Here is a 20,610-nt window from a genome sequence, read left to right on the forward strand (position 1 = left end):
AGTATGATAATACAAGATATTACGTAAAAAAGTTTACTCTTCATGCCCATAGACCCTACTTTTCAACTAGAAAATCCTTTACCTGCGATCGCTCCAAAACAGGAGAAAATTTTGCAAGGAGCTATACAGGTATTTTTGAAGGAGGGTTACGCTAGAACAAGTATGGATCGTGTTAGTGCGGCGGCTGGAGTATCTAAGCAAACAATATACAGTCACTTTCAAGATAAAGAAGGGCTGTTTAAAGCGTTGATAGAACGGTTGACTATAGCTTGTTTTCAAAGTATTTTTTGCACCGAAAAATTACATGATGAACCAGCGATTTTTTTGCGTCAAATTGCTGAAATTTATTTAACCGAAGTCGCTGATAATCCCAATTATTTGGCATTGTTGCGTTTGATTATCACCGAGTCACAAAACTTTCCAGAACTAGCCAAACTTTATACCCAAACCGTTGTGCTACGCGGTCGGCAAATCCTAAGTCAGTATTTCGCATCTCATCCAGAATTAGGAATCACCGACCCAGAAGCAATGGCTCATATTTTTTTTGGTTCGCTGGCATCCTACGTGATTGTACAAGAAATGTTGTATGGAAAAGAACTGACATTTTTATCACGCGATCGCTTGCTAGATAGCTTAATAAATGCGGTCATGAGCCAGTCCCTAAATACGGTTACTCAGGGATAATGGGTGTATTTGTTTGAGATTATGAAGTGGAATCACAGGTAAATATTATGCTTAGTCAATTACCCAATTACATTACTAGTCCTTCGTGGTGGCAATTGATCGGGTGGATTGCCGATCCGATTGGATTTCAGCAAAAGTATAGTCAAAAATATGGAGATATTTTTTCCATGCAACTGAGTGGACTCGGTTCTTATGTAATTATTAGCCATCCCCAAGCCATTCAAGAAATTTTCAGTCAAGATTCTAAATTTGATATTGGTCGTGGTAATAAAATTGCAGAACCTTTGATTGGGCGAAATTCTCTCATGTTAATAGATGGTGCCCGCCATCGACGAGAACGAAAATTATTAATGCCCCCCTTTCATGGAGAAAGGCTACAGACTTATGCTCAACAAATCTGTTTAATTACTGAGCAAATCGCCTGTCAATGGCAAATCGGTCAACCTTTTGTGGCTCGTTCTGCTATGCAGAAAGTTAGTCTAGAAGTCATTTTACAAATTGTTTTTGGTTTAAGTGAAGGGGAACGCTATCAACTAATTTTACCTCTACTTACTAGTTGGTTGGATATGACTGATTCTCCTTTGCGCTCCAGTATGCTATTTTTGCCATTCTTACAACAAGATTGGGGAAAATGGACTCCTTGGGGGCAGATGAAAAGTAGACAAAGCCATATTTATGAGCTACTTCAAGCAGAAATTGTAGAGAAAAGAACAAAGAACAATCAGAGCCAAGGAGATGTTCTGAGCTTGATGATGGCAGCACGGGATGAAAATGGGCAAGCAATGACCGATGATGAATTAAAAGATGAATTGATCACAATTTTATTTGCTGGACATGAAACTACAGCAACAACCCTAGCGTGGGCTTTCTATCAAATTCACCAAAATCCAGATGTCCTCTTAAAATTGCAGCAGGAACTCGACAGCTTGGGAGAAAATCCAAACCCGATGGAAATTGCCCAACTTCCTTACTTAAGCGCAGTTTGCCAAGAAACCCTGCGGATGTATCCAGTCCTACCAGTGCTTTTCCCACGGATTACCAAATCATCCATAAACATTGCAGGATATGAGTTTCCTCCTGATACAACTTTAATGCCAAGTATCTACCTTCTGCATCACCGGGAAGACTTATATCCTAATCCTCAACAATTTAATCCCGAACGTTTTTTAGAACGCCAGTATTCCCCTTGGGAATTTATTCCTTTTGGTGGTGGAATTCGGCGCTGTTTAGGATATGCCCTGGCTCAGTTAGAAATCAAATTAGTCCTCGCAACAGTTTTATCCAATTATCAACTTACCTTAGTAGAAAATAAACCTATTAAACTGCAACGACGTGGATTTACCCTTGCTCCTAATGGTGGAGTTAGGATGATGGCTATTAAAAAACGATCGCTTGCTCAAGTTTATTCAAATTCTGTTTCAATTTAGCGATCGCCTGCGCCCTTGCTTGTCAAAACTATTGCAAGGCTAAGGCACTCACTTTCACTTTTGAGGGTTTGTAGTAAGCACTTCAGTGCTGAGAAAATAAAGACTAAAGTCCTTACTACAAACTTGCTTACCTATCAATTTAAACTTGAAAAACTACTACCTTCAAATCATTCTTTTCGACTATTGTTTGCGTAAGTCCTGTTCTTCAGATCCCCGACTTCTTGAAGAAGTCGGGGATCTAGCAGCCCCGCAAAATTAATGCGATGAACCACTACCTCAAAATCATTATTTTCGACTATTGTTTGCGTAAGTCCTGTTCACTTTTGCTGTCCGGCTGAAGACTCGATAGTATAGTGACGTACTAGTTTCCTTTAAGGGAAACAGCAGATAGGTGAGAGGATTTATTGCCACAATAATATTTCGGAAGTCGCGCCGTGCCAAAAATAAGATCGCACGAGCAACTTGCTGTGCAGACATCACTCCATAAGGATTCAGTTGACTCTTAAACGGGCCAAGAATTAACTTGCGAATTACACAATCCCCATTCAAACGCTTGAGTGTAACAATATCTCCTAGCGCTCTTTTGCTGAGTTCATAAAGCGGACTCAGTGCTGGAGAAACTTCAGCCTCAGAAGTGTTTACCCAAATTTCCTTCGTTGCTTTTGCTTGTGGGCCTGTTACAGTTGTCAAAAATATATCTATCAACCGCAATGCTGAAAAGGTATTCACTTCATAAGAGGAATTGATAGCTTCCGATGTACGGCTGGCGTAGACATTGACTCCGTGATTGATAATTAAAATATCTACTTTCTCTAAACTCTCCTTCAGATTGGCTTCGTTGCCCAACTGCCAGGAAACCACCTTTACCCCAACTTGCTCGACTAATTTTTCTGGATTAGTGGTTAATGCCACGACTTTAGCATTATTCTTGACAAGTTCAGCCGCCAACGCTTGCCCCAACGCTCCTGATGCTCCGGTTAAAGCGATGGTTTTACCTTTGAGAGACAGTCCTGTACCCAGAATTTTATCCACTAGAGGAAAGACACCACTGTAGTAAGCGTTGACATCATCAAAATGATGCCGCCAATGGTAAGACCGATTCACCCACCAAATAGATGGTATTGTCTCTAAAGGGCCGGGTAGGTGGTTGTAATCCGTATCAATTTTTCCCTGAAAATATCGCACAGACGCGCCATACAAAAAGGTACAACCATAAGCTACGCCCAGCCATAACCCCATTTGCTGGACAATTAAAGCAACGACTACCAATACCACCAGCAATAGACTCGATTCTAAAATGTCGTGATAAAGCTGGGATTCTTGGTAAATTTTTAGGGAAACTATCGATAAATCCCGGCGATAAGCCATGTGGTGCTTGTTGTGCCATTTAGCAAGCCAATTGACTTGGTGACACAAAGCATGGTAACTATCTCTCAATATCTCAGCAAGTAAAAGTGAGAAGAGTGCCCAACTAGCAAACTCTAAGCTGGCATTTAGCCAAACCCAATTAATTTGTAAGCTTGTCTCAATTCCCATCAAGTTTTCAGCTAGCATTTTTATCATGTTTGTCTATACTCGTTTTTCTTAATCATTCTTCATGATCTGATAAAGGTGCGTTCAGGTCGAGTTTAGAGCAAATTAAAATTAAAGGGAATGGGGAGTAGAGAGTGGGGGACAAGGAGAAATAAGCAATGCCCAATTACGAATTACGGATTAGTTAAGATATTCCAGTTGACTTTTAGATAGCCAGGTTCAATGTGAGTAAAGTGTTTGCTCAATTGCTGATGTGCTTTTGGTAGCGCGTGGAACGGAATTGATGCATACAAATGATGCTCTGCATGAAATGGCATATTCCACATAAAAAATCGTACAGGCCAAAGTGTGAGCGTTGTGCGGGTATTGGTGAGCAGATTTGCATCAAGAGTGCAACCTGTATGTTCTGCTAGCAGAATAAACCGGAGAATCGGTTGACCGACAAGTAGGGGAAGCAGCCAATAGAGGATAAACCAAGGCTGATTAGCTACAATTGAAAGAGCGATCGCACCTGCATAAATACCTAGTTGCCAACGTGTAGAATGAATAACTTCGACTCGTGCTGCTTCTGGCACAAATGGAAAATTGTCAAATTGACCAGTCGCAACTTGAAAATGCCCGCTTATTTTACCCCACCACCACGGTAAACCGCTAATTATCAACAAGTATTTGCCGAGATTGCTCGGTTTGGGATCGGTCAATTCTGGATCTTTGTCAGGAACGCGAGTGTAACGGTGATGCCATTTATGATAGCGGCGAAAAAATGTGCTGTTATAAAATGAAAGTAAGCCGGAAAACCAAGCTACAAAATCATTCAAACGATTGTTAGCGAAAGCCGTTCTGTGAACGCATTCATGCATCGGTGCAAACATCGCAGCCAGACTGAAGCCGTAGATTAACAGTGCTGGTATAGCCACCGACCAATTACCAAAGTTTGTTGCCCATAGGTAGCCACTGCAACCCATGACTGTAAGGTGCAAAATCAGTTGAACTAGTCCTTTGCTATTGGAGCGATCGTTTAGAAGACTTAATTCTTGTACACTGAGAATTTTACAGATATTTTGCTCTTTATCAGCTTTGTGTTCTAATAATTCAGATTGAATAATTGCGTCATTAGACATAATTTTAAGGAGATTGGCGTAAACAGCTGCGCGTGTGTTCCTTTGTGAGTCTTGAATTCTAATGTAATTTTAATAGAGACTCGAAATTTAGCTGACCACACTAGCGCAAAAAATTTGTTCTGCGGTTAAATTCAATTCTGGGAAAGTTGGTGATTGGATACGGTCATTACCTCGAAATTTATTAATTAGATACTCACCTTCTTCCAAACAGCAAATTAAGAATGTCGTTGTGGGTTGTCTGGGTATTGAGCAACAAATTCATCGAATGTAACTAGTTTGCGTAAGGCTTGAGTCATGGTTTTATTCCTCAAAGCAAAACTGATATCGCAATCTTAAATCAATTGTGACAAAGAAGCTCCCCGACTTTTTTGATCCTCGCGATCGCACCAAGCACCCAACCCAGGCGATCGCAATTATAGTAAAGTTAAGCAAGTTAAAAATTAACTTCTGCCTTCACGTTTCGGTGTTTCGCGCAGCCTGTAGCAGGTTCCGTCTTCCCTGCAAGAACTTCTGCCTTCACGTTTCGGTGTTTCGCGCAGCCTGTAGCAGGTTCCGTCTTCCCTGTAAGAACTTCTGCCTTCACGTTTCGGTGTTTTGCGCAGCCTGTAGCAACTTCTACCTTCACGTTTCGGTGTTTTGCGCAGCCTGTAGCAACTTTTGCCTTCACGTTTCGGTGTTTTGCACAGTCTGTAGCAACTTTTGCCTATATCAAAAGCCCCCTACAGTTTTAGAATAACTTGTAGGGAGCTTTTGTTAGTTTGTAAATGGGTTGTAAGGATAGAACTAGCTAGGAAATGCGCTAAGACTGGTTACGAGCAGCTTCTTCCATTTTCTTGCGAAGGCTAAGTGGTCTCATATCAGTCCAAACTTCTTCGATGTAAGCCAGACATTCTGCTTTTGAGCCAGTTTTGCCAGCATCCCGCCAACCAAGGGGATTCTCTCGTTCAGCTGGCCATATTGAATACTGCTCCTCATGATTTACTACAACTTTGTAAATTGTATTATCTACAGTTTCACCACTATTTATTGCCATCAGCGTATTCAAACTGCTGAAATTAAAAGCAAAAGCAGGGGTTGGAATTCACGAAAAGACAAGAGAGAAAACGAGAGTAGCCACAGCTACTAACTTAATAATTGTATTTTTCATCATCCTACTTTTTGTGTGTTTTTATTGATACTGGAATACTTGATGTTATATTCTGACTTTCATAATGCAAATGCAAGGACAGATAAGACAATTAAGACAGTTAAGCAAATATTTAATAAAGGCTTAATAAAAAAATTCTATTTTCCCCAGAATGATATCAGGTTCGGTTAAATACTTATAATATCTGTAGGTTGGGTTGAGGAACGAAACCCAACGCTTGATCCTTGTTCATGTTGGGTTTTACTGCCGTTCAACCCAACCTACATTGATAAGTTTATATTATAAGTAATCACCCGAACTTGATATGAATCGTTAAAACACGACTGAACAAATGAACCAAGCGTTATTTGTTCAGTCGGGGGAGTTTCAAATTGGCTGTTTGCGCCAGTTGCGTTTTTTCAGCTTGGTTTGCCAAGACTCCATGTAGGTGTAGAAAACGGGCGTCAAATAAAGTGTGAGAAACTGCGAGAACACTAACCCCCCAACTACAGCTAAACCAAGGGGACGGCGTGTATCTGCTCCGGCTCCTAAACCAAGGGCGATGGGTAGCGTACCCATAAGTGCTGCCATTGTCGTCATCATAATTGGACGGAATCTCACTAAGCAGGCTTCATAGATAGCTTCATAGGGGGTTTTACCGTTTTGACGAGCAATAATCGCAAAGTCAACCATCATGATCCCGTTTTTCTTCACAATCCCAACTAGCAGGATAATGCCGACGAAGGCGTAAATATTCAAGTCAACTTGAAACAGCAACAGGGTTAGTATTGCTCCAAATCCAGCAGAGGGTAAGCTAGAAAGGATTGTTAGCGGGTGAATGAAGTTCTCGTAGAGAATCCCCAACACGATATAAATCACCAAAATAGCCACTAGTAGTAGCAATCCTAAACCCTGAATTGAAGATTGGAATGCTTGCGCCGAACCTTGGAAAGCTGTACTAATAGTAGGCGGCAGTGTTTGACGGGCGAGTTGCTCAATTTTCCCAGTGACGTTACCCAGTGAAACTCCTGGCTTGAGGTTAAAGGAGAAGGTGACAGATGCTAGTTGCCCTTTGTGGTTTATAGTCAGCGGCCCCACATCTTTGCTCAAGGTTGCGACAGCGTTAAGAGGTACAAGTTGTCCGCTAGGGGCACGAACTGAGAGTAAATCTAGGGCGTTGGCATTTTGCTGATATTTTGGTTCCACGCCCATAATTACTTGGTATTGGCTATCGGGGGCGTAGATGGTAGAAACTTGGCGAGTACCATAAGCATTACTCAGGGCAGTTTCGATTTGATTGGCGGTTAAACCTAGAGCCGAAGCTTGGTTACGGTTGATGTCTACTTTGACTTGGGGGTTCTTGATTTGCAAATCGCTGTTGACATCTTGTAAATCTGAGAGCGATCGCAATTTCTCTTCTAAAGCTGGAGCATACTGGTAAAGTTCCTGAATATTGGGAGTTTGTAGAGTAAATTGATACTGCGCTTTTGTCTGTTGTCCACCCACATTGATGGCTGGGGGATTTTGTAAGAATACCTTAATTCCAGGCACAACTGATAACTTCGGTCGGAGTTCCTGGACAACTTCATCAGCGCTGAGACGGCGCTTATGGCGAGGCTTGAGTTCAATTAAAAGTCGTCCTGCGTTAGCAGAAGCATTTGGCCCGCCAGCCCCGACACTAGAGTTGATAGAATCGACATTCGGATCGCGATAAGCGATCGCAGCTACAGCCTGTTGATGTTTTACCATCTCATCAAAGGATATATCTTCTGATGCCTGAGTAGTTGCCGTAATTTGTCCGACATCTGCGTTGGGAACAAACCCTTTAGGCACAATGATAAATAGATACACTGTCGCTACAAGAATCGCTCCCGAAATCACCATCGTTGTGCGGTGATACTTGAGTGATTTCTTCAGACTCCAATCGTATCCGCCCAATATCACATTAAAAATATTTTCTGAAAAGTTATAAAGACGACGGTTGAAATTTTTGATTCGGGACTGAAGACTAGGTGCTGGGGAAGGTGGAGCCTCCTCTGGGGATAAGGAATTAGAGACTGGAGACTGAGAATTAAGAATTTCTTCCATACTCATCTGCTCCCCTACTCCCACGCTCCCCTGCTCCCTCTCACTCTCTTCCTCATGATGAGGTGGACTCAAGAATCTGGAACACAGCATTGGCGTTAAGCTGAGGGAAATTACGCCAGATACCAAGATTGCAACGCTAATAGTCACAGCAAACTCGCGGAACAGTCGCCCCAGAATGCCTTCCATGAAAAGTATCGGGATAAATACTGCTACTAAAGAAATGGTCATAGATAAAATTGTGAAACCAATTTCTTTAGAACCATTTAGGGCTGCTTCCATACGGCTTTCACCCATTTCCATGTGGCGGACAATATTCTCCAGCATGACTACGGCATCATCAACTACGAAACCGACTGAAAGAGTCAACGCCATCAGTGACAAGTTATCGAGGGAGAAGCCTAGCAACAGCATAACCCCAAAAGTCGCTACGATCGAAAGCGGCACTGCCAAACTGGGAATGACTGTTGCAGAGATATTGCGGAGAAACAGAAAGATTACCAACACCACCAGAGCGATAGTGAGTAACAGCGTGAATTGTACATCATCCACCGACTCGCGAATTGACTGGGAGCGATCGTAGAGAATATCCATGTTCACAGCCGCCGGAATCTGTGTCCGAAAGGTGGGTAACAGTTTCTTGATTGCATCCACTACTTGAACAGTATTAGTTCCCGGTTGCCGCTGAATTGCCAAAACGATCGCCCGCACGCCAGAATTTTGGACTTTAGATTGCGACTTCTCCCCTGCTCCCCTACTCTCCTTCTTGACAGGAAAATACCAACTTGCAATCTTATCATTTTCCACGCTGTCCAGAACTTGACCTAGTTCACCTAACTGCACTGGTGCGCCGTTTTGATAAGCCACATTTAGGGAGCGATAGCTGGCGGCATCGTTGAGTTGACCATTTGCTTGGATGGTAGAATTCTGCTGCTTACCGTAAAGTGTCCCAGTAGGTAGATTGACATTTCCGTTAGCGATCGCAGTTGCTACTTCATCAATTCCTATTCCCTTTACACTAAGTGATTCGGGGTCAAGCTGAATTCGTACCGCATACTTTTGAGAACCAAAAACCTGCACTTGCGCCACCCCATCTACCATTGATAGACGTTGTGCCAGCAATGTCTCAGCATACTTATCTACAGTTGACAGAGGCAAAATAGACGAATTCAGGGAGATATAAAGCACTGGTTGATCCGCCGGATTTACCTTTCGATAAGATGGCGGATTAGGCATATTCGTAGGCAACTGCTTCGCTGCCTTAGAAATAGCAGATTGCACATCTTGGGCTGCCCCGTCTATATCCCGATTTAGGTCAAATTGCAGCGTAATCTGCGCACTACCCAAAGAACTGGTAGAGTTCATCGAACTCACTCCCGCGATGCTAGAAAACTGCTGCTCTAAGGGAGTTGCAACTGAGGCAGCCATCGTTTCGGGACTAGCTCCGGGCAGATTAGCTGTTACCTGGAGTGTTGGATAATCTACATTGGGTAAGTCGCTAACGGGTAGCTGTTGGTAAGCGATCAGCCCAAATATCAAAATGCCAACCATAACTAGAGTCGTCATGATTGGACGCCGGATAAATAGCTCGGAAATGTTCATCTTAGTAGTTGGTCATTTGTCATTGGTCATCTTTTCCATCACCTCTGCCCCTCTGCTCCCCTGCCCCTCTGCCCTCATGCCCCTCTGCCCCCCTGCTTCCCACTTCCGGTTTCACTTGGACTGTGGCACCAGGCACGAGGTTGAATTGTCCATCAGTAACTACTTGCTCGCCAGGTTTCAAGCCTTGCTTAATTACCGTTTCATTCCCAACGGTGTCGCCGACGGTAATTAAACGCATTTCTGCTGTTTTGTCAGGTTTAACTACATACACAAACTGCCCCTTTTGTCCACTCTGTACTGCCTGAGAAGGAACAGTAATGGCATTTGGTTCTTCGCTGAGTTTGAGTACTACATTGACAAACTGCCCCGGAAACAGGCGCTCATCAGCGTTGGCAAAAGTACCTTTAAGTTGAATTGTGCCTGTTTGGGTATTGACTCCACTATCAACAAAGGTGAGTTCGCCCCGTACCGGATGCCCTGCATCTTTAGGAGGTAAAGCATCGACTTTTAATTTGCCGTTATTTGCACTGTATTTCTTGATATCTGGCAGCAATCGCTGGGGAATAGAAAAGTTGACGTAAATCGGGCGAATTTGGCTGATTGTAATCAGCGGATCGGTAGCATTCGCCTGTACCAAGTTCCCTTGATTTAGCTTCAAGCTACCTGTGCGTCCAGCAATTGGTGAGTAAATAGAACTATAAGAAAGCTGAACTTTGGCATTGTCGATCGCAGCTTCATCTGATGCTACTACTGCCTGAGCATTTTGGACATCTGCTTGGGCTGCCGCCACTGCTGCTTGAGCATTTGCTACTGCACCTCGATCTGCATTCACTGTCGCCTGTTGAGCATCAGCACTAGTTTGATACTGTTCGGCCTGTTCTTTACTGATTGCCCCTTCCTTGAGCAAACTACTATAACGTTGCGCTTGTGCATCTGCATTTGTTGCCTGGGCTTTATCCTTGACTACATTCGCTTTTGCCTGGTTCACTTGAGCGATCGCTTTGAGGACATTTGCCTGTGCCTGTTTCACCTGGGCTAAATCTTTCGCTTTGGCAGCATTAGCTTGCATCAGCGCAGCTTGTAGAGGGCGAGAATCAATTTTAAATAACAAGTCTCCTTTTTTAACGTTCTGTCCTTGCTGAAAATAGACACCAGTAAGCTGACCGCCCACTTGAGACTTGACAGATACCGTAGAATATGCTTCGACCGTTCCCGTCGCCGATAGCTGTATTGGAATCGTTTTTTGAGTCGCAGTAGCAACCACCACTGGCACGGCTCGTTTTTTTCCTGCTTCTTTGCCACTTGATTGGGCTTCGGAAGCATTACAGGCACTACACAAGTAAGCTAGACTTAATATAAGTAGCGAAAACTGCCCTCTTTGAATAATGCTCTGAAAACGAGGAACAGTTTCAGCAGCCAAAGACGAAGGCTTTATCGTCTGAACAGGAGCTAAACAGCGCATATCAAAAATCTGGGGGAAAGGGGAAGCACAGACACATACTAGCTTGTCTTTAGACATCGCATCTTCCGCAAAATGGCTGGTTGCGATTGATTCTAATTAGATAAGCGCAATATTAGTTAAACTAAACATTAGTGTACTAATAATTTATTTTTTAGCCTACCCCTTTTGGAAAGAAATTCTTTTTAAGCCGTTGCGATCTGTGACTTTACTTTATTTATCTTTGATCTATGTACGTCAGAGTGGAAGCCTACTGACGGGGAAGCAATCCTGAGTTTTCACGTCATGTGGAAAAGCCAACGGAAAACCTAACCCCCCAGCCCCCTCTTCCCTACAAGGGAAGGGGAGAAATCAAAGCCTCTCTCCTTGTAGGGGAGAGGTTTGGAGAGGGGTTTTCCAGATCCCGTGAAAAGTCAGCTGCTCCCTTAACTCCCCCTCTTCTCTTGCCTTTCTTTGAGTTTCAGCATAATTTCAGCGTGCATCTCGCGGGTAATTGGGTAAAAATACGTTAAAATTAAACCAAAAATCAAACAAACTGTCGGTATAGGGTCAACGGCAACGCGAATAGCAAACAGTGCTGATTCCGGTTGGATGGGTAGCGGACTTCCGGCTACAGATTCTTTGAAACCAGCTACTTGCAAAGCATTTCCTACCAAAAATAGTCCCAAAGCTAAACCAAATTTTTGCAGCAAAACCATGAAGCCATAAAAAATGCCTTCTCTGCGTTGTCCGGTTTGCAGTTCATCTAATTCAATTACATCTGGAATCATTGACCAGGGAATTAGATAAGCTGTGGATACACCAATACCTGCCATCACAGCCATCACATACATCAAAACTATTTGACCAGGCTGTAAGAAAAATAATCCGGCTGCTGCTATAATCCACAAACTCATTCCCAGAAAATAAACAACTTTTTTGCCGATTTTTTTACTCAACGCTCCCCAGACAAATAGCATCAACAGAGCAGTTCCTTGGACTGCAATCATGACTGTGGGCACATCTGATTCTTTGAGTCCCATACAATCGACTACAAAATAGGGGATAATGCTGGCTGTTACCTGCACACCTAGCCAAGAACAAAGATATATACCAATAACAAATAAAAAAGGTCGGTTACTAAAGACAATTTTTAGCTGTTCAAAGAAAGGGAGAGATGCAGGTTCCTCGGTTTGGCTGCGTTTAGCCTCAAAAGCTAAGATGCGATCGCGGACTCCAAAAACGCACCAATATAATCCTAAAATCGAAATTACTGTACAAACTGCTGCTAAAACAAGATATTGTTGTTGGCGATCGGCAATCAGTGAAAAAACAATTTGCGTTAAAATCAACGATAAAATGCTGCCACCAATAGAAAATGTAAAGCGATAGCTGTTAAGGCTGGTGCGTTCGTCGTAATCTTGAGTCAGTTCTGGAGTCATCGCCGTATAAGGCAAATTCACAACCGTGTAGAACGCCTGAGATAATACACCAATCCCTACGTAATACCAGAACAGCGGCCAAATGTTATCACTCCTATTTGCACTAAATTGCGGTACAATCCACTGCAAGAAAAATAAAATTCCAAAGGGAATTGCTCCATAAAACATCCAAGGAAGACGACGGCCCCAGCGACGAGATTTCGTTTTATCAGTCAGGAACCCGACAAACGGATCGTTTATGCCATCCCAGATTTTGCCAATCATCAAAATACTGCCCGCTAAACCCGCAGGGATACCAGCGACATTCGTGAAGAAAACCAGCAGAAAAAAGACGGAAATATTTGCGGTGATTGCTGGCCCTAAATCTCCTGCACCATAAGCCAGCTTTGTTTTTAGGTCGAGTTTTTCACTGAGAACATCTCGTTTGGCACCGCCATCAGCTGTAGAATCATTCATAAAACTTTGCACTCATACTAAAATAAAAAATCTGCGACGCCAAATAGCCCGTCGTAGACATCGCCTTCAATACAGCCATCTATCACTCCCGTTAAACTTATGCCAGACCTTTATGTTTCTTGGTCAGATTATCACCAAAAAATTGAACAACTGGCTATTCAGATTTATGAGTGCGGTTGGGAATTTAACCAGATTATCTGTCTTGCCAGAGGAGGACTACGAGTTGGAGATATTCTCTCCCGTATATACCAGCAACCACTGGCAATTTTAGCAACCTCATCTTACAGTGGCAGTGGTAAGCAAGAAAGAAGTAATTTAGTTTTCTCCCGCCACTTGACAATGACTGCCGAAAAGTTAGGTTCGCGCATTCTCCTAGTGGATGACTTAGTAGACTCTGGGGTAACACTCCAGCAGACTATACCTTGGCTCAAGCAAAATACTGATTTCCCCATTGAGGAAATTCGCACTGCCGTTCTTTGGTATAAAGCTTGTTCAGTTATAGCACCCAATTATTATGTTGATTATCTGCCTGAAAACCCCTGGATTCATCAACCTTTTGAACACTACGAGCAGATGAACATCGCAGAACTTGCGGGTAAAGTGAGTTCGTGTTGATAATTAAGAATTCAAAAAAGTTATGAAGTGAGCTTTTTTGGCTCACCAGATTTTTTACTATATTTTGCCAATTTTAGTATATTTACTTACATCTCTGACAGCGTTAGAACCTTGGCGCTTCCGTGCCGATTTATTTTAATTGTGAGAGTGTAGACCCTGAGATCCAAAGCATACAACAATTTGACTCCGAAGGTGTTTGAAGGCATTCGTGATATCATGTCCGCTTGATTGCTTATTAAACCCGAAGAACCCCACCCCGCCAAAGCTACGCTTTGTCTCCCCTCCCCGCAAGCGAGGAGGGGATTAAGGGGAGCCAGCGCGGTCTTGGGGGTTTCCCCCATGAGCGACTGGCGTGTGGGGTGTAATGACTGCGGTTAGCATAACTAATTACGCGGACATGATATGATGGGTAATTTTTTTCGGATATAAGCTGCCAATTGAGGCAACGCGAGATGCGATCTTGTTTTTGATCAGAAATTACAACTAACCGAGTAATATATGTGCAGTTGACAAATGTAACCCTTGGGGTTACGATTCAGACAGTGATTAAAACGTTTAAGCATAAAGGACTGGAAAAACTTTTTGAACTTGATGATAGAAGCGGTATTCAGCCTAAACACGCAGAAAAATTACTAGATATTCTTGATAGACTTCATGCATCTTCTCAAGTTGAGGACATGAGATACCCAGGTTCTAGCCTTCACCAGTTAAAAGGCGATCGAAAAAATGAATGGTCGGTAAAAGTATCTGGAAATTGGCGTCTAACATTTCAATTTGAAGATGGTAATGCTTACGTTGTTGATTACGAAGATTATCACTAGGAATTTGATTATGATAACTAAAAGAAAGCCGAGACATCCTGGTGCTTTGATTAAGCGTCAATATTTAGAACCTTTAAAGATGACCAATACTCAGCTAGCTGAGATTTTAGATGTCTCGCGTAAAACAGTTTCAGAAATTGTAAATGAGCAAGCTGGTATTTCTCCCACTATGGCGCTTCGTTTAGCAATAGCTTTTCAAACGACTCCAGAACTTTGGTTAAATCTTCAGCAAAACTACGATCTTTGGAATGCTGCACAAGAATCTGAAAGTTTGAAAAAAATATCTCCTATCAATTTACAGCCTTCTTAATTAGCAGTCTAATAGAATGTGTAAAGCCCAGAGATATCGCTCTGGGCTTCTAATTATACAGATTTTAAATAAATTACTAGACTAACTTAACAGACTAGTGAAATTGATACTCAGAAAGTCGCATTTTCACCCCCGAATACCCCCAGTTTTTGGATTTCAACCTGGGAAAGGGGAAAGAAAAAACCTTTAACCTTTTTCCTAAGCCAACGTGAGTTCGACAAGTCTTATTTGACCTCTCCCCCAGTCCCTCTCCGACGCGGAGAGGGGAGCAAAAAGCTTAATTTTTCGTTTCTCCTCCCTTTCCGTTTCGGAGAGGGAGGCTGGGAGGGAGAGGTTCATCGAACTCACGTTAATAAGTCAAATTCCTAGCCTAAAATGTTTAACCGAGCAGTATTGGGAGGGGGGTGTCTTTTATCATCGGTCATTATTAAGGGCTTTCAGCCTGTTTGCGTTTGGTAACATACTTAGGTTCTTTCGCGTCAATTTACTTAGTTAAGTTTTTGATATCTCCCCAAACTTAGGACTCCACCACCCTTTTGGCGTACTGAAATAAGCCACATCTTTATGTTTGGTATCTTTACGCGATTGTGCGTTAGAACATCGCAACATTGTCTTACTCTGTCCCTCTTTGATGTAACTGTACTCCTCTAGAGGTTTCTTACATACTGGGCAGGGATATTCTGTGATCTTCACGGGAGGCTTTTGTTGATTCTCAGCTTGGACTGCTTTAGTTTGTGGTGGCTGCCAAGTTTTGTTAAAGTCGCTCCAAAATAGCACGACATTTTCACAGCCTTTTGTGCATTTGAGGAAATATTTCTTTTTAACCTTAGTACTCGGAATTTTGGCAAGAAAATTTTTGCATTCAGGGCATCGCGTCTTGGAAGTTTCATATTTGCGCTCAGTTATCACATTAGCTTTACCTATTGAGGAACTCGCAACTACAGTTTTAGCTTTGGTGAGTGCTGGGACAAAGTAATTCTGATTCCAACTAGTTAAATAATGCTGCCAAGAGTTTTTTCCTTCGGAAATGGCATCAAGAGCATCTTCCATTTTCGCTGTGAATTCCGCCTCTAGTAAATCCGGCAGTGCTTTGAGCAAAAACGCATCAACTTCTAACCCTAACGCTGTCGGTTGCAGATGGTCTTTTTTCAACTCGACATAATTGCGTTTTTTTAAGGTAGCAACAGTAGGAGCATAGGTACTTGGGCGACCAATTCCTTTACGTTCCATCAATTGCACTAATTTTGGTTCACTATAACGGGGTGGTGGCTGAGTCTGCTTCTTTTCATGTCCAGCATTCTCCAGTTTCAATGCTTGTCCCTGTTGTAATGAAGGTAAAACACTATCCTTGCTGAGATTGTTCCAGTACCGAGCATAACCGTAAAATTCAATTACTTGCCCTCTAGCTGACCACAGTAGGGAACCAGACTGAGTAATCACCAAAGTTTTACGCAATTGAGCAGCACGACACTGAGAGGCAATTGACCGTTTCCAGATCATCACATACAAATTAAACTCATCATCAGGAAGTTCTAAACGCAATTGAACTGATGGACGAAACACATCCGTGGGACGAATCGCTTCATGTGCTTCTTGAGCCGATTTGCTACTGCGATGCTTGGCGACTTGCTGCGGTACATTCGGCGGATCATTTTGCTCTAACCATTTACGGGCGCTGGCACAAAATTCTGGACTCAGCATTACTGAGTCTGTTCGCATATATGTTATCAGCCCTGCCTCATAAAGCTTTTGGGCCACAATCATAGTTTTATCGGGAGCAAACCTCAACTTTGAACCTAGCTGCTTGCTGAAGGCTGGAAGTTGTAAATGGTGGCGGTGGCTGGCGATTAACGATTTTTCCTTCAAAATGAATCACCTGATGAGGATGTCGCTGTGCTTCTTCAACTAAACGTGTAGCCTCTGCTTCGGAAAGAACACGCTTAGACTCCGGTGTTTCTGGACTATTACCCACTTTCGCGTCATCATGAGTTTCATTTTCTTGGTCTGCTGCATCCTTCGCAGAATCCACCGTCCCTTTGTAAAAAGCTCGAAATCCTTCCGCATAATCTACCCAGACACTCCAGTAATCTTGGGGGACAAAAGCCAGAATTTCGTTTTCTCGCTGACAAATCAGGTGTAACGTGGCGCTTTGGACTCTGCCAACACTCTTAGCACCGTTATTCAATGCCCAAACTAAAGGACTACCTTTATAACCTACCAACTTATCTAGGCAATCTCGGCACAACCCAGCACCGATTAAATTTTGGTCTAGCTTTCTGGGATTAGCGATCGCACTCTGCACCGCCGATGCTGTAATCTCAGTATAAATTACTCGTTTCGGTTCCCTTAAACCTAGCGTTTCTTTGAGATGCCAAGCAATTGTCTCACCTTCCCGGTCTGGGTCAGTTGCTAAAACAACTTCATCAACCTGTCTAACCGCAGACTTGAGCTTCTGGATTGTTTCTTTTGCTCGTTGGTCACGCGGGACGTAATTGCACCGGACATTACTGCCGTCCATGACAAAGCCCAAGGAATCATCCCCTTCATTGCTGAGTTCTCGGATATGACCACAACTAGCGAGAACTTTCCAATCTGAACCCAGAATTTGACTGAGTTTTTTGACTTTTCCGGGAGACTCGACCACAAGCAGGCGTTTGATCATAGCAACTGCATTCTTGATTCTCAGCAATAAACTGGCAATTGCAATTAGCGATGGCTGCGCCAACGCCAAGGGCGAACGCCTTTCTTTGTCATCTAGATTTTCTAGAATACTGTACCAAAAAGCTTTGGCAATTGCTTAACTCAGTTTAAAGGTAAGTAAGTCGGCGTAAGTATTTTTACTCTGTGACAGTTAGTAAAGAACTTTATTGTTTGCGTACATAACTACAGTCTGATAAGAAGCCGTCAAAGCCACTGCCAAAGCATCCGCAGCATCATCTGGCTTAGGAATTTCATCTAAATCCAACTCCCGTGCTACCGCTTCTTGCACTTCTGACTTATCAGCATTGCCATAGCCTGTTAAAGCTTGTTTAATTTGAGCCGGAGTAAACTCTACATAAGGAAGACGACGCTGGCCTAAGACTAAAATGACTATACCCCGCGCCTGTGCAACCAGGATAGTACTTGACATACGATAGAAGAATAGTTTCTCGATCGCCACTAAATCTGGTTGAAATTCCTCCATCACGGTGTGTAAATCATCAAACAAGGTACATAGGCGCTGTCCCATTTCTACATCTGCTGACGTTTTAATGACTCCAAAATCCAGCATATTTACTGTAGTCTCTGGTACTTTGTTGAGATTTTGTGTGCAGCTAATTGCCCCAAATCCTAAAATTGCCAGTCCTGGATCTAATCCTAAAATTCGTTTTTCCATTAAATTCACTTTTACCAAGCCAGGGTTATTGTTTAACTAGAAATACTGGCAATGTTCACGACTTGCTCTTAGTCTAATAGGATTGATAAATATAATAGTTTCACGCCTGGTCTTTTAAACCAAGCGGTGTAAATTTTCTGTTAATTATTGTTTGTAGCACTGCTCCAAATCAGGTATGTCAATTGGTTTTCTCAGACAAGCCCTCAACGCCCTGCAAAAGCAGTCGCGCTCTCGTACTTCCTATCGGGTTAACCAGTGGTTTAAATGGTTATCCCCTGGACTATCGGTAAAACGTTGGTTGTTGATTAGTGTTGGGGGTGTACTGCTGGCGAGTTTGGGGTTAGCCATTTGGATTAAGCTAACCCCAATTTTTTGGATGATTGAGTTGGTTAGAGGTTTCTTGGGAGTCATCGCCAATCTCTTACCGAACTATATCAGTGGGCCTTTGGTGCTGCTTGGCGGCTTGCTATTAGTGCTTTGGGGGCAAACTCGCACTGTAGGTTCAATTACTAAGGTACTAAGAGCAGAAGGCGGAGAGGAACTCATTGATGTCTTGCTGGCCCATCGTCGATTGTACCGCGGTCCAAAAATCGTGGTAATTGGTGGTGGTACGGGACTTTCTACGTTGTTGAGGGGACTGAAAACCTACAGCGCTAATATTACTGCAATTGTAACTGTCGCTGATGATGGTGGATCTTCTGGGCGTTTGCGTCAAGAGTTTGGAGTGCTACCACCAGGGGATATTCGCAATTGTTTGGCTGCACTAGCAGATGAAGAAAAGTTATTAACAGAATTGTTTCAATACCGTTTTCGGGCTGGAGATGGGTTAACTGGCCACAGTTTTGGCAATTTGTTTTTAACGGCAATGAGTGATATTACTGGAGATTTAGAACAAGCAGTTGCAGCCAGTTCTAAAGTTCTAGCGGTGCGAGGACAAGTACTACCAGCAACTCTCAGTGATGTTCGCCTCTGGGCAGAATTAGCCGATGGTCGTCGTATTGAGGGGGAGTCTAGTATTCCCAAAGCTGGCGGTAAAATTGTCAAAATTGGCTGCATCCCGGCTAATCCTCCGGCGGTGCCAGCAGCTATTAAGGCAATTAAAGAAGCTGATTACATCATTATTAGCCCAGGTAGCCTTTATACAAGCCTAATTCCTAATTTATTAGTACCAGAAATTGCCGATGCGATCGCTCAATCAGATGCCCCCCGTATTTATATCTGCAATATCATGACTCAACCAGGAGAAACTGAAGGGTACACTGTTGCCGACCACATCAGAGCAATTGATGCTGCTTGTGGAGAAAGACGACTATTCGATGCTGTATTAATACACAAAAAATCTCCTTCGGAGCAATCACTTATCCGCTATGCCCAACAAAACTCCCATCCCGTTTTCCTCGATAGAGAAGCCGTAACTCAACTAGGGCGACGGATTGTTCCAGCTAATGTTTTGTATGAAGATGAAACAGGTTTTGTACGTCACAATCCGCAGAAACTAGCACAAGTGTTATTGCGGTGGTACGGTAGAAGTCAGTCCCTTCGGGGAATTCAAAATTCAAAATTCAAAATTCAAAATTAAGGAAGATAAAAATTTATACCTCAATCATGAAAATTTTTCTTGCAGATACAGAAGCGACGCTGCGCTTAGGTATTACTCTTGGCGAATCCCTAACACCTGGGAGTGTAATTTTACTAGAAGGTGATTTAGGCGCTGGTAAAACTACTTTAGTTCAAGGCATTGGTAAAGGTTTAGGAATTGCTGAACCCATTGTCAGTCCCACTTTCACGCTGATTAATGAGTACACAGAAGGGCACTTTCCNCTTTACCATCTGGATTTATATCGCTTGGAACCGCAAGAAGTTGCAACCCTAAATTTAGAAAGTTACTGGGAAGGTATTGAAGTGATACCAGGAATTGTGGCAGTTGAATGGGCGGAACGATTGCCCTACAAACCAGATAGTTATCTGAGCGTGAGTTTGACTTATGGACATGAAGGCACTCGTCAAGTCGAACTCACACCATTCAATTTTGCCATTAGCAAAGTCATTGCCGCGAGTTAAGCTTATATCCCGACTATAAGCATGAGGGATTTCAGTTTTTTGATCGCAACACTCAAAAATTCCTACAAATAATCAAAAGAGAACTTTACACTCTTCCTATCTGCCACTACCACGTTCGCCACTGTCAGTTCCTAACATTATTATCTCAACCAAAACAAAAATATTTAATCAGCTTTTCTTCAATAGAAAACTGGTAGTCGGCTTTGCTGACACCTGTCCCTATAAATTTAGGAAAGTTCGCAATACACTAGCTTTCTTTCTTTAAAAGGGAGACTATTTTTTCCTTCACTCCCTTAAATCCAGGCGGGGTTATCTTATCCGAATAGTATTGAACCTAAAGTGATTCTTAACTAAACGGGATATACGAATCAAGCAAGTGCAAATAAACTGTTGTTGGGGTCAATGAGAGTTTTGAGAGAACTAGTCAGCTTCGATTGAACCCGATTAGTTCCCTACTGTGGTTCAAAAAAGGAATCTAGATTATTTAGCAGCGAATGCTAGTAAAAAAGTTAA

At 42.8% G+C, this 20,610-nt stretch carries 14 protein-coding genes and 2 pseudogenes; 7 read left to right on the forward strand and 9 right to left on the reverse strand.

Annotation, left to right across the window (positions count from 1 at the left end):
- Nucleotides 1-42 precede the first annotated feature (42 nt).
- Together QUD05_RS23280 and QUD05_RS23285 are read left to right on the forward strand one after the other, a co-directional pair.
- Nucleotides 43-684, forward strand: coding sequence for a TetR/AcrR family transcriptional regulator (locus QUD05_RS23280; protein WP_289798171.1), 642 nt, complete (start codon nt 43-45; stop codon nt 682-684).
- A 47-nt stretch (nt 685-731) separates the two neighbouring features.
- On the forward strand, nt 732-2,111 hold the full coding sequence (locus tag QUD05_RS23285) for a cytochrome P450 (protein WP_289798172.1): 1,380 nt from the start codon (nt 732-734) through the stop codon (nt 2,109-2,111).
- 285 nt (nt 2,112-2,396) lie between these two features.
- Here QUD05_RS23285 and QUD05_RS23290 read toward each other — a convergent pair whose 3' ends face one another.
- The 7 genes and pseudogenes from QUD05_RS23290 to QUD05_RS23320 form a co-directional block, all read right to left on the reverse strand.
- Entirely contained in the window at nt 2,397-3,674 is a 1,278-nt protein-coding gene (locus QUD05_RS23290) for a bifunctional sterol desaturase/short chain dehydrogenase (protein ID WP_289798173.1), read from the reverse strand.
- Nucleotides 3,675-3,817: 143 nt separating this feature from the next.
- Complete coding sequence (locus QUD05_RS23295; RefSeq protein ID WP_289798174.1) at nt 3,818-4,765, reverse strand: fatty acid desaturase family protein; 948 nt, start codon at nt 4,763-4,765, stop codon at nt 3,818-3,820.
- An 87-nt stretch (nt 4,766-4,852) separates the two neighbouring features.
- Nucleotides 4,853-5,008 (reverse strand): annotated as a pseudogene (locus QUD05_RS23300) (Uma2 family endonuclease); the annotation flags it as partial.
- Nucleotides 5,009-5,564: 556 nt separating this feature from the next.
- Nucleotides 5,565-5,798, reverse strand: a complete 234-nt coding sequence (locus QUD05_RS23305) for an MbtH family protein (RefSeq protein ID WP_289798175.1) — start codon at nt 5,796-5,798, stop codon at nt 5,565-5,567.
- Between the two features lie 480 nt (nt 5,799-6,278).
- Nucleotides 6,279-9,578 (reverse strand): efflux RND transporter permease subunit, encoded by a 3,300-nt coding sequence (locus tag QUD05_RS23310; RefSeq protein WP_289798176.1) that lies wholly within the window; start codon nt 9,576-9,578, stop codon nt 6,279-6,281.
- 19 nt (nt 9,579-9,597) lie between these two features.
- Nucleotides 9,598-11,097, reverse strand: coding sequence for an efflux RND transporter periplasmic adaptor subunit (locus QUD05_RS23315; protein WP_289798177.1), 1,500 nt, complete (start codon nt 11,095-11,097; stop codon nt 9,598-9,600).
- A gap of 365 nt (nt 11,098-11,462) precedes the next feature.
- On the reverse strand, nt 11,463-12,914 hold the full coding sequence (locus tag QUD05_RS23320; RefSeq protein WP_289798178.1) for an MFS transporter: 1,452 nt from the start codon (nt 12,912-12,914) through the stop codon (nt 11,463-11,465).
- A gap of 99 nt (nt 12,915-13,013) precedes the next feature.
- Between QUD05_RS23320 and QUD05_RS23325 the strand changes: the two genes are divergently transcribed.
- The 3 genes from QUD05_RS23325 (at nt 13,014) to QUD05_RS23335 (ending at nt 14,660) form a co-directional block, all read left to right on the forward strand.
- A complete protein-coding gene (locus QUD05_RS23325) occupies nt 13,014-13,529 on the forward strand; it encodes a phosphoribosyltransferase (protein ID WP_289798179.1) in 516 nt (171 codons plus the stop codon).
- Between the two features lie 500 nt (nt 13,530-14,029).
- Nucleotides 14,030-14,350 (forward strand): type II toxin-antitoxin system RelE/ParE family toxin, encoded by a 321-nt coding sequence (locus QUD05_RS23330; RefSeq protein ID WP_289798180.1) that lies wholly within the window; start codon nt 14,030-14,032, stop codon nt 14,348-14,350.
- Nucleotides 14,351-14,360: 10 nt separating this feature from the next.
- On the forward strand, nt 14,361-14,660 hold the full coding sequence (locus QUD05_RS23335; RefSeq protein ID WP_289798181.1) for a HigA family addiction module antitoxin: 300 nt from the start codon (nt 14,361-14,363) through the stop codon (nt 14,658-14,660).
- 492 nt (nt 14,661-15,152) lie between these two features.
- Here QUD05_RS23335 and topA read toward each other — a convergent pair.
- Both topA and ruvC read right to left on the reverse strand, forming a co-directional pair.
- Nucleotides 15,153-17,322 (reverse strand): annotated as a pseudogene (gene topA / locus QUD05_RS23340) (type I DNA topoisomerase).
- 189 nt (nt 17,323-17,511) lie between these two features.
- Entirely contained in the window at nt 17,512-18,036 is a 525-nt protein-coding gene (gene ruvC / locus QUD05_RS23345) for a crossover junction endodeoxyribonuclease RuvC (RefSeq protein WP_289798182.1), read from the reverse strand.
- A gap of 175 nt (nt 18,037-18,211) precedes the next feature.
- Between ruvC and QUD05_RS23350 the strand changes: the two genes are divergently transcribed.
- Both QUD05_RS23350 and tsaE read left to right on the forward strand, forming a co-directional pair.
- The gene (locus QUD05_RS23350) at nt 18,212-19,615 is read left to right on the forward strand and encodes a gluconeogenesis factor YvcK family protein (RefSeq protein WP_289798183.1); all 1,404 of its coding nucleotides are present in this window, start codon (nt 18,212-18,214) and stop codon (nt 19,613-19,615) included.
- A 26-nt stretch (nt 19,616-19,641) separates the two neighbouring features.
- Complete coding sequence (gene tsaE, locus QUD05_RS23355; protein WP_289798184.1) at nt 19,642-20,097, forward strand: tRNA (adenosine(37)-N6)-threonylcarbamoyltransferase complex ATPase subunit type 1 TsaE; 456 nt, start codon at nt 19,642-19,644, stop codon at nt 20,095-20,097.
- The last annotated feature ends 513 nt before the right edge of the window (nt 20,098-20,610 follow it).

Origin of the sequence: Nostoc sp. GT001 (assembly GCF_030382115.1) — a bacterium.
GTDB lineage: Bacteria > Cyanobacteriota > Cyanobacteriia > Cyanobacteriales > Nostocaceae > Nostoc.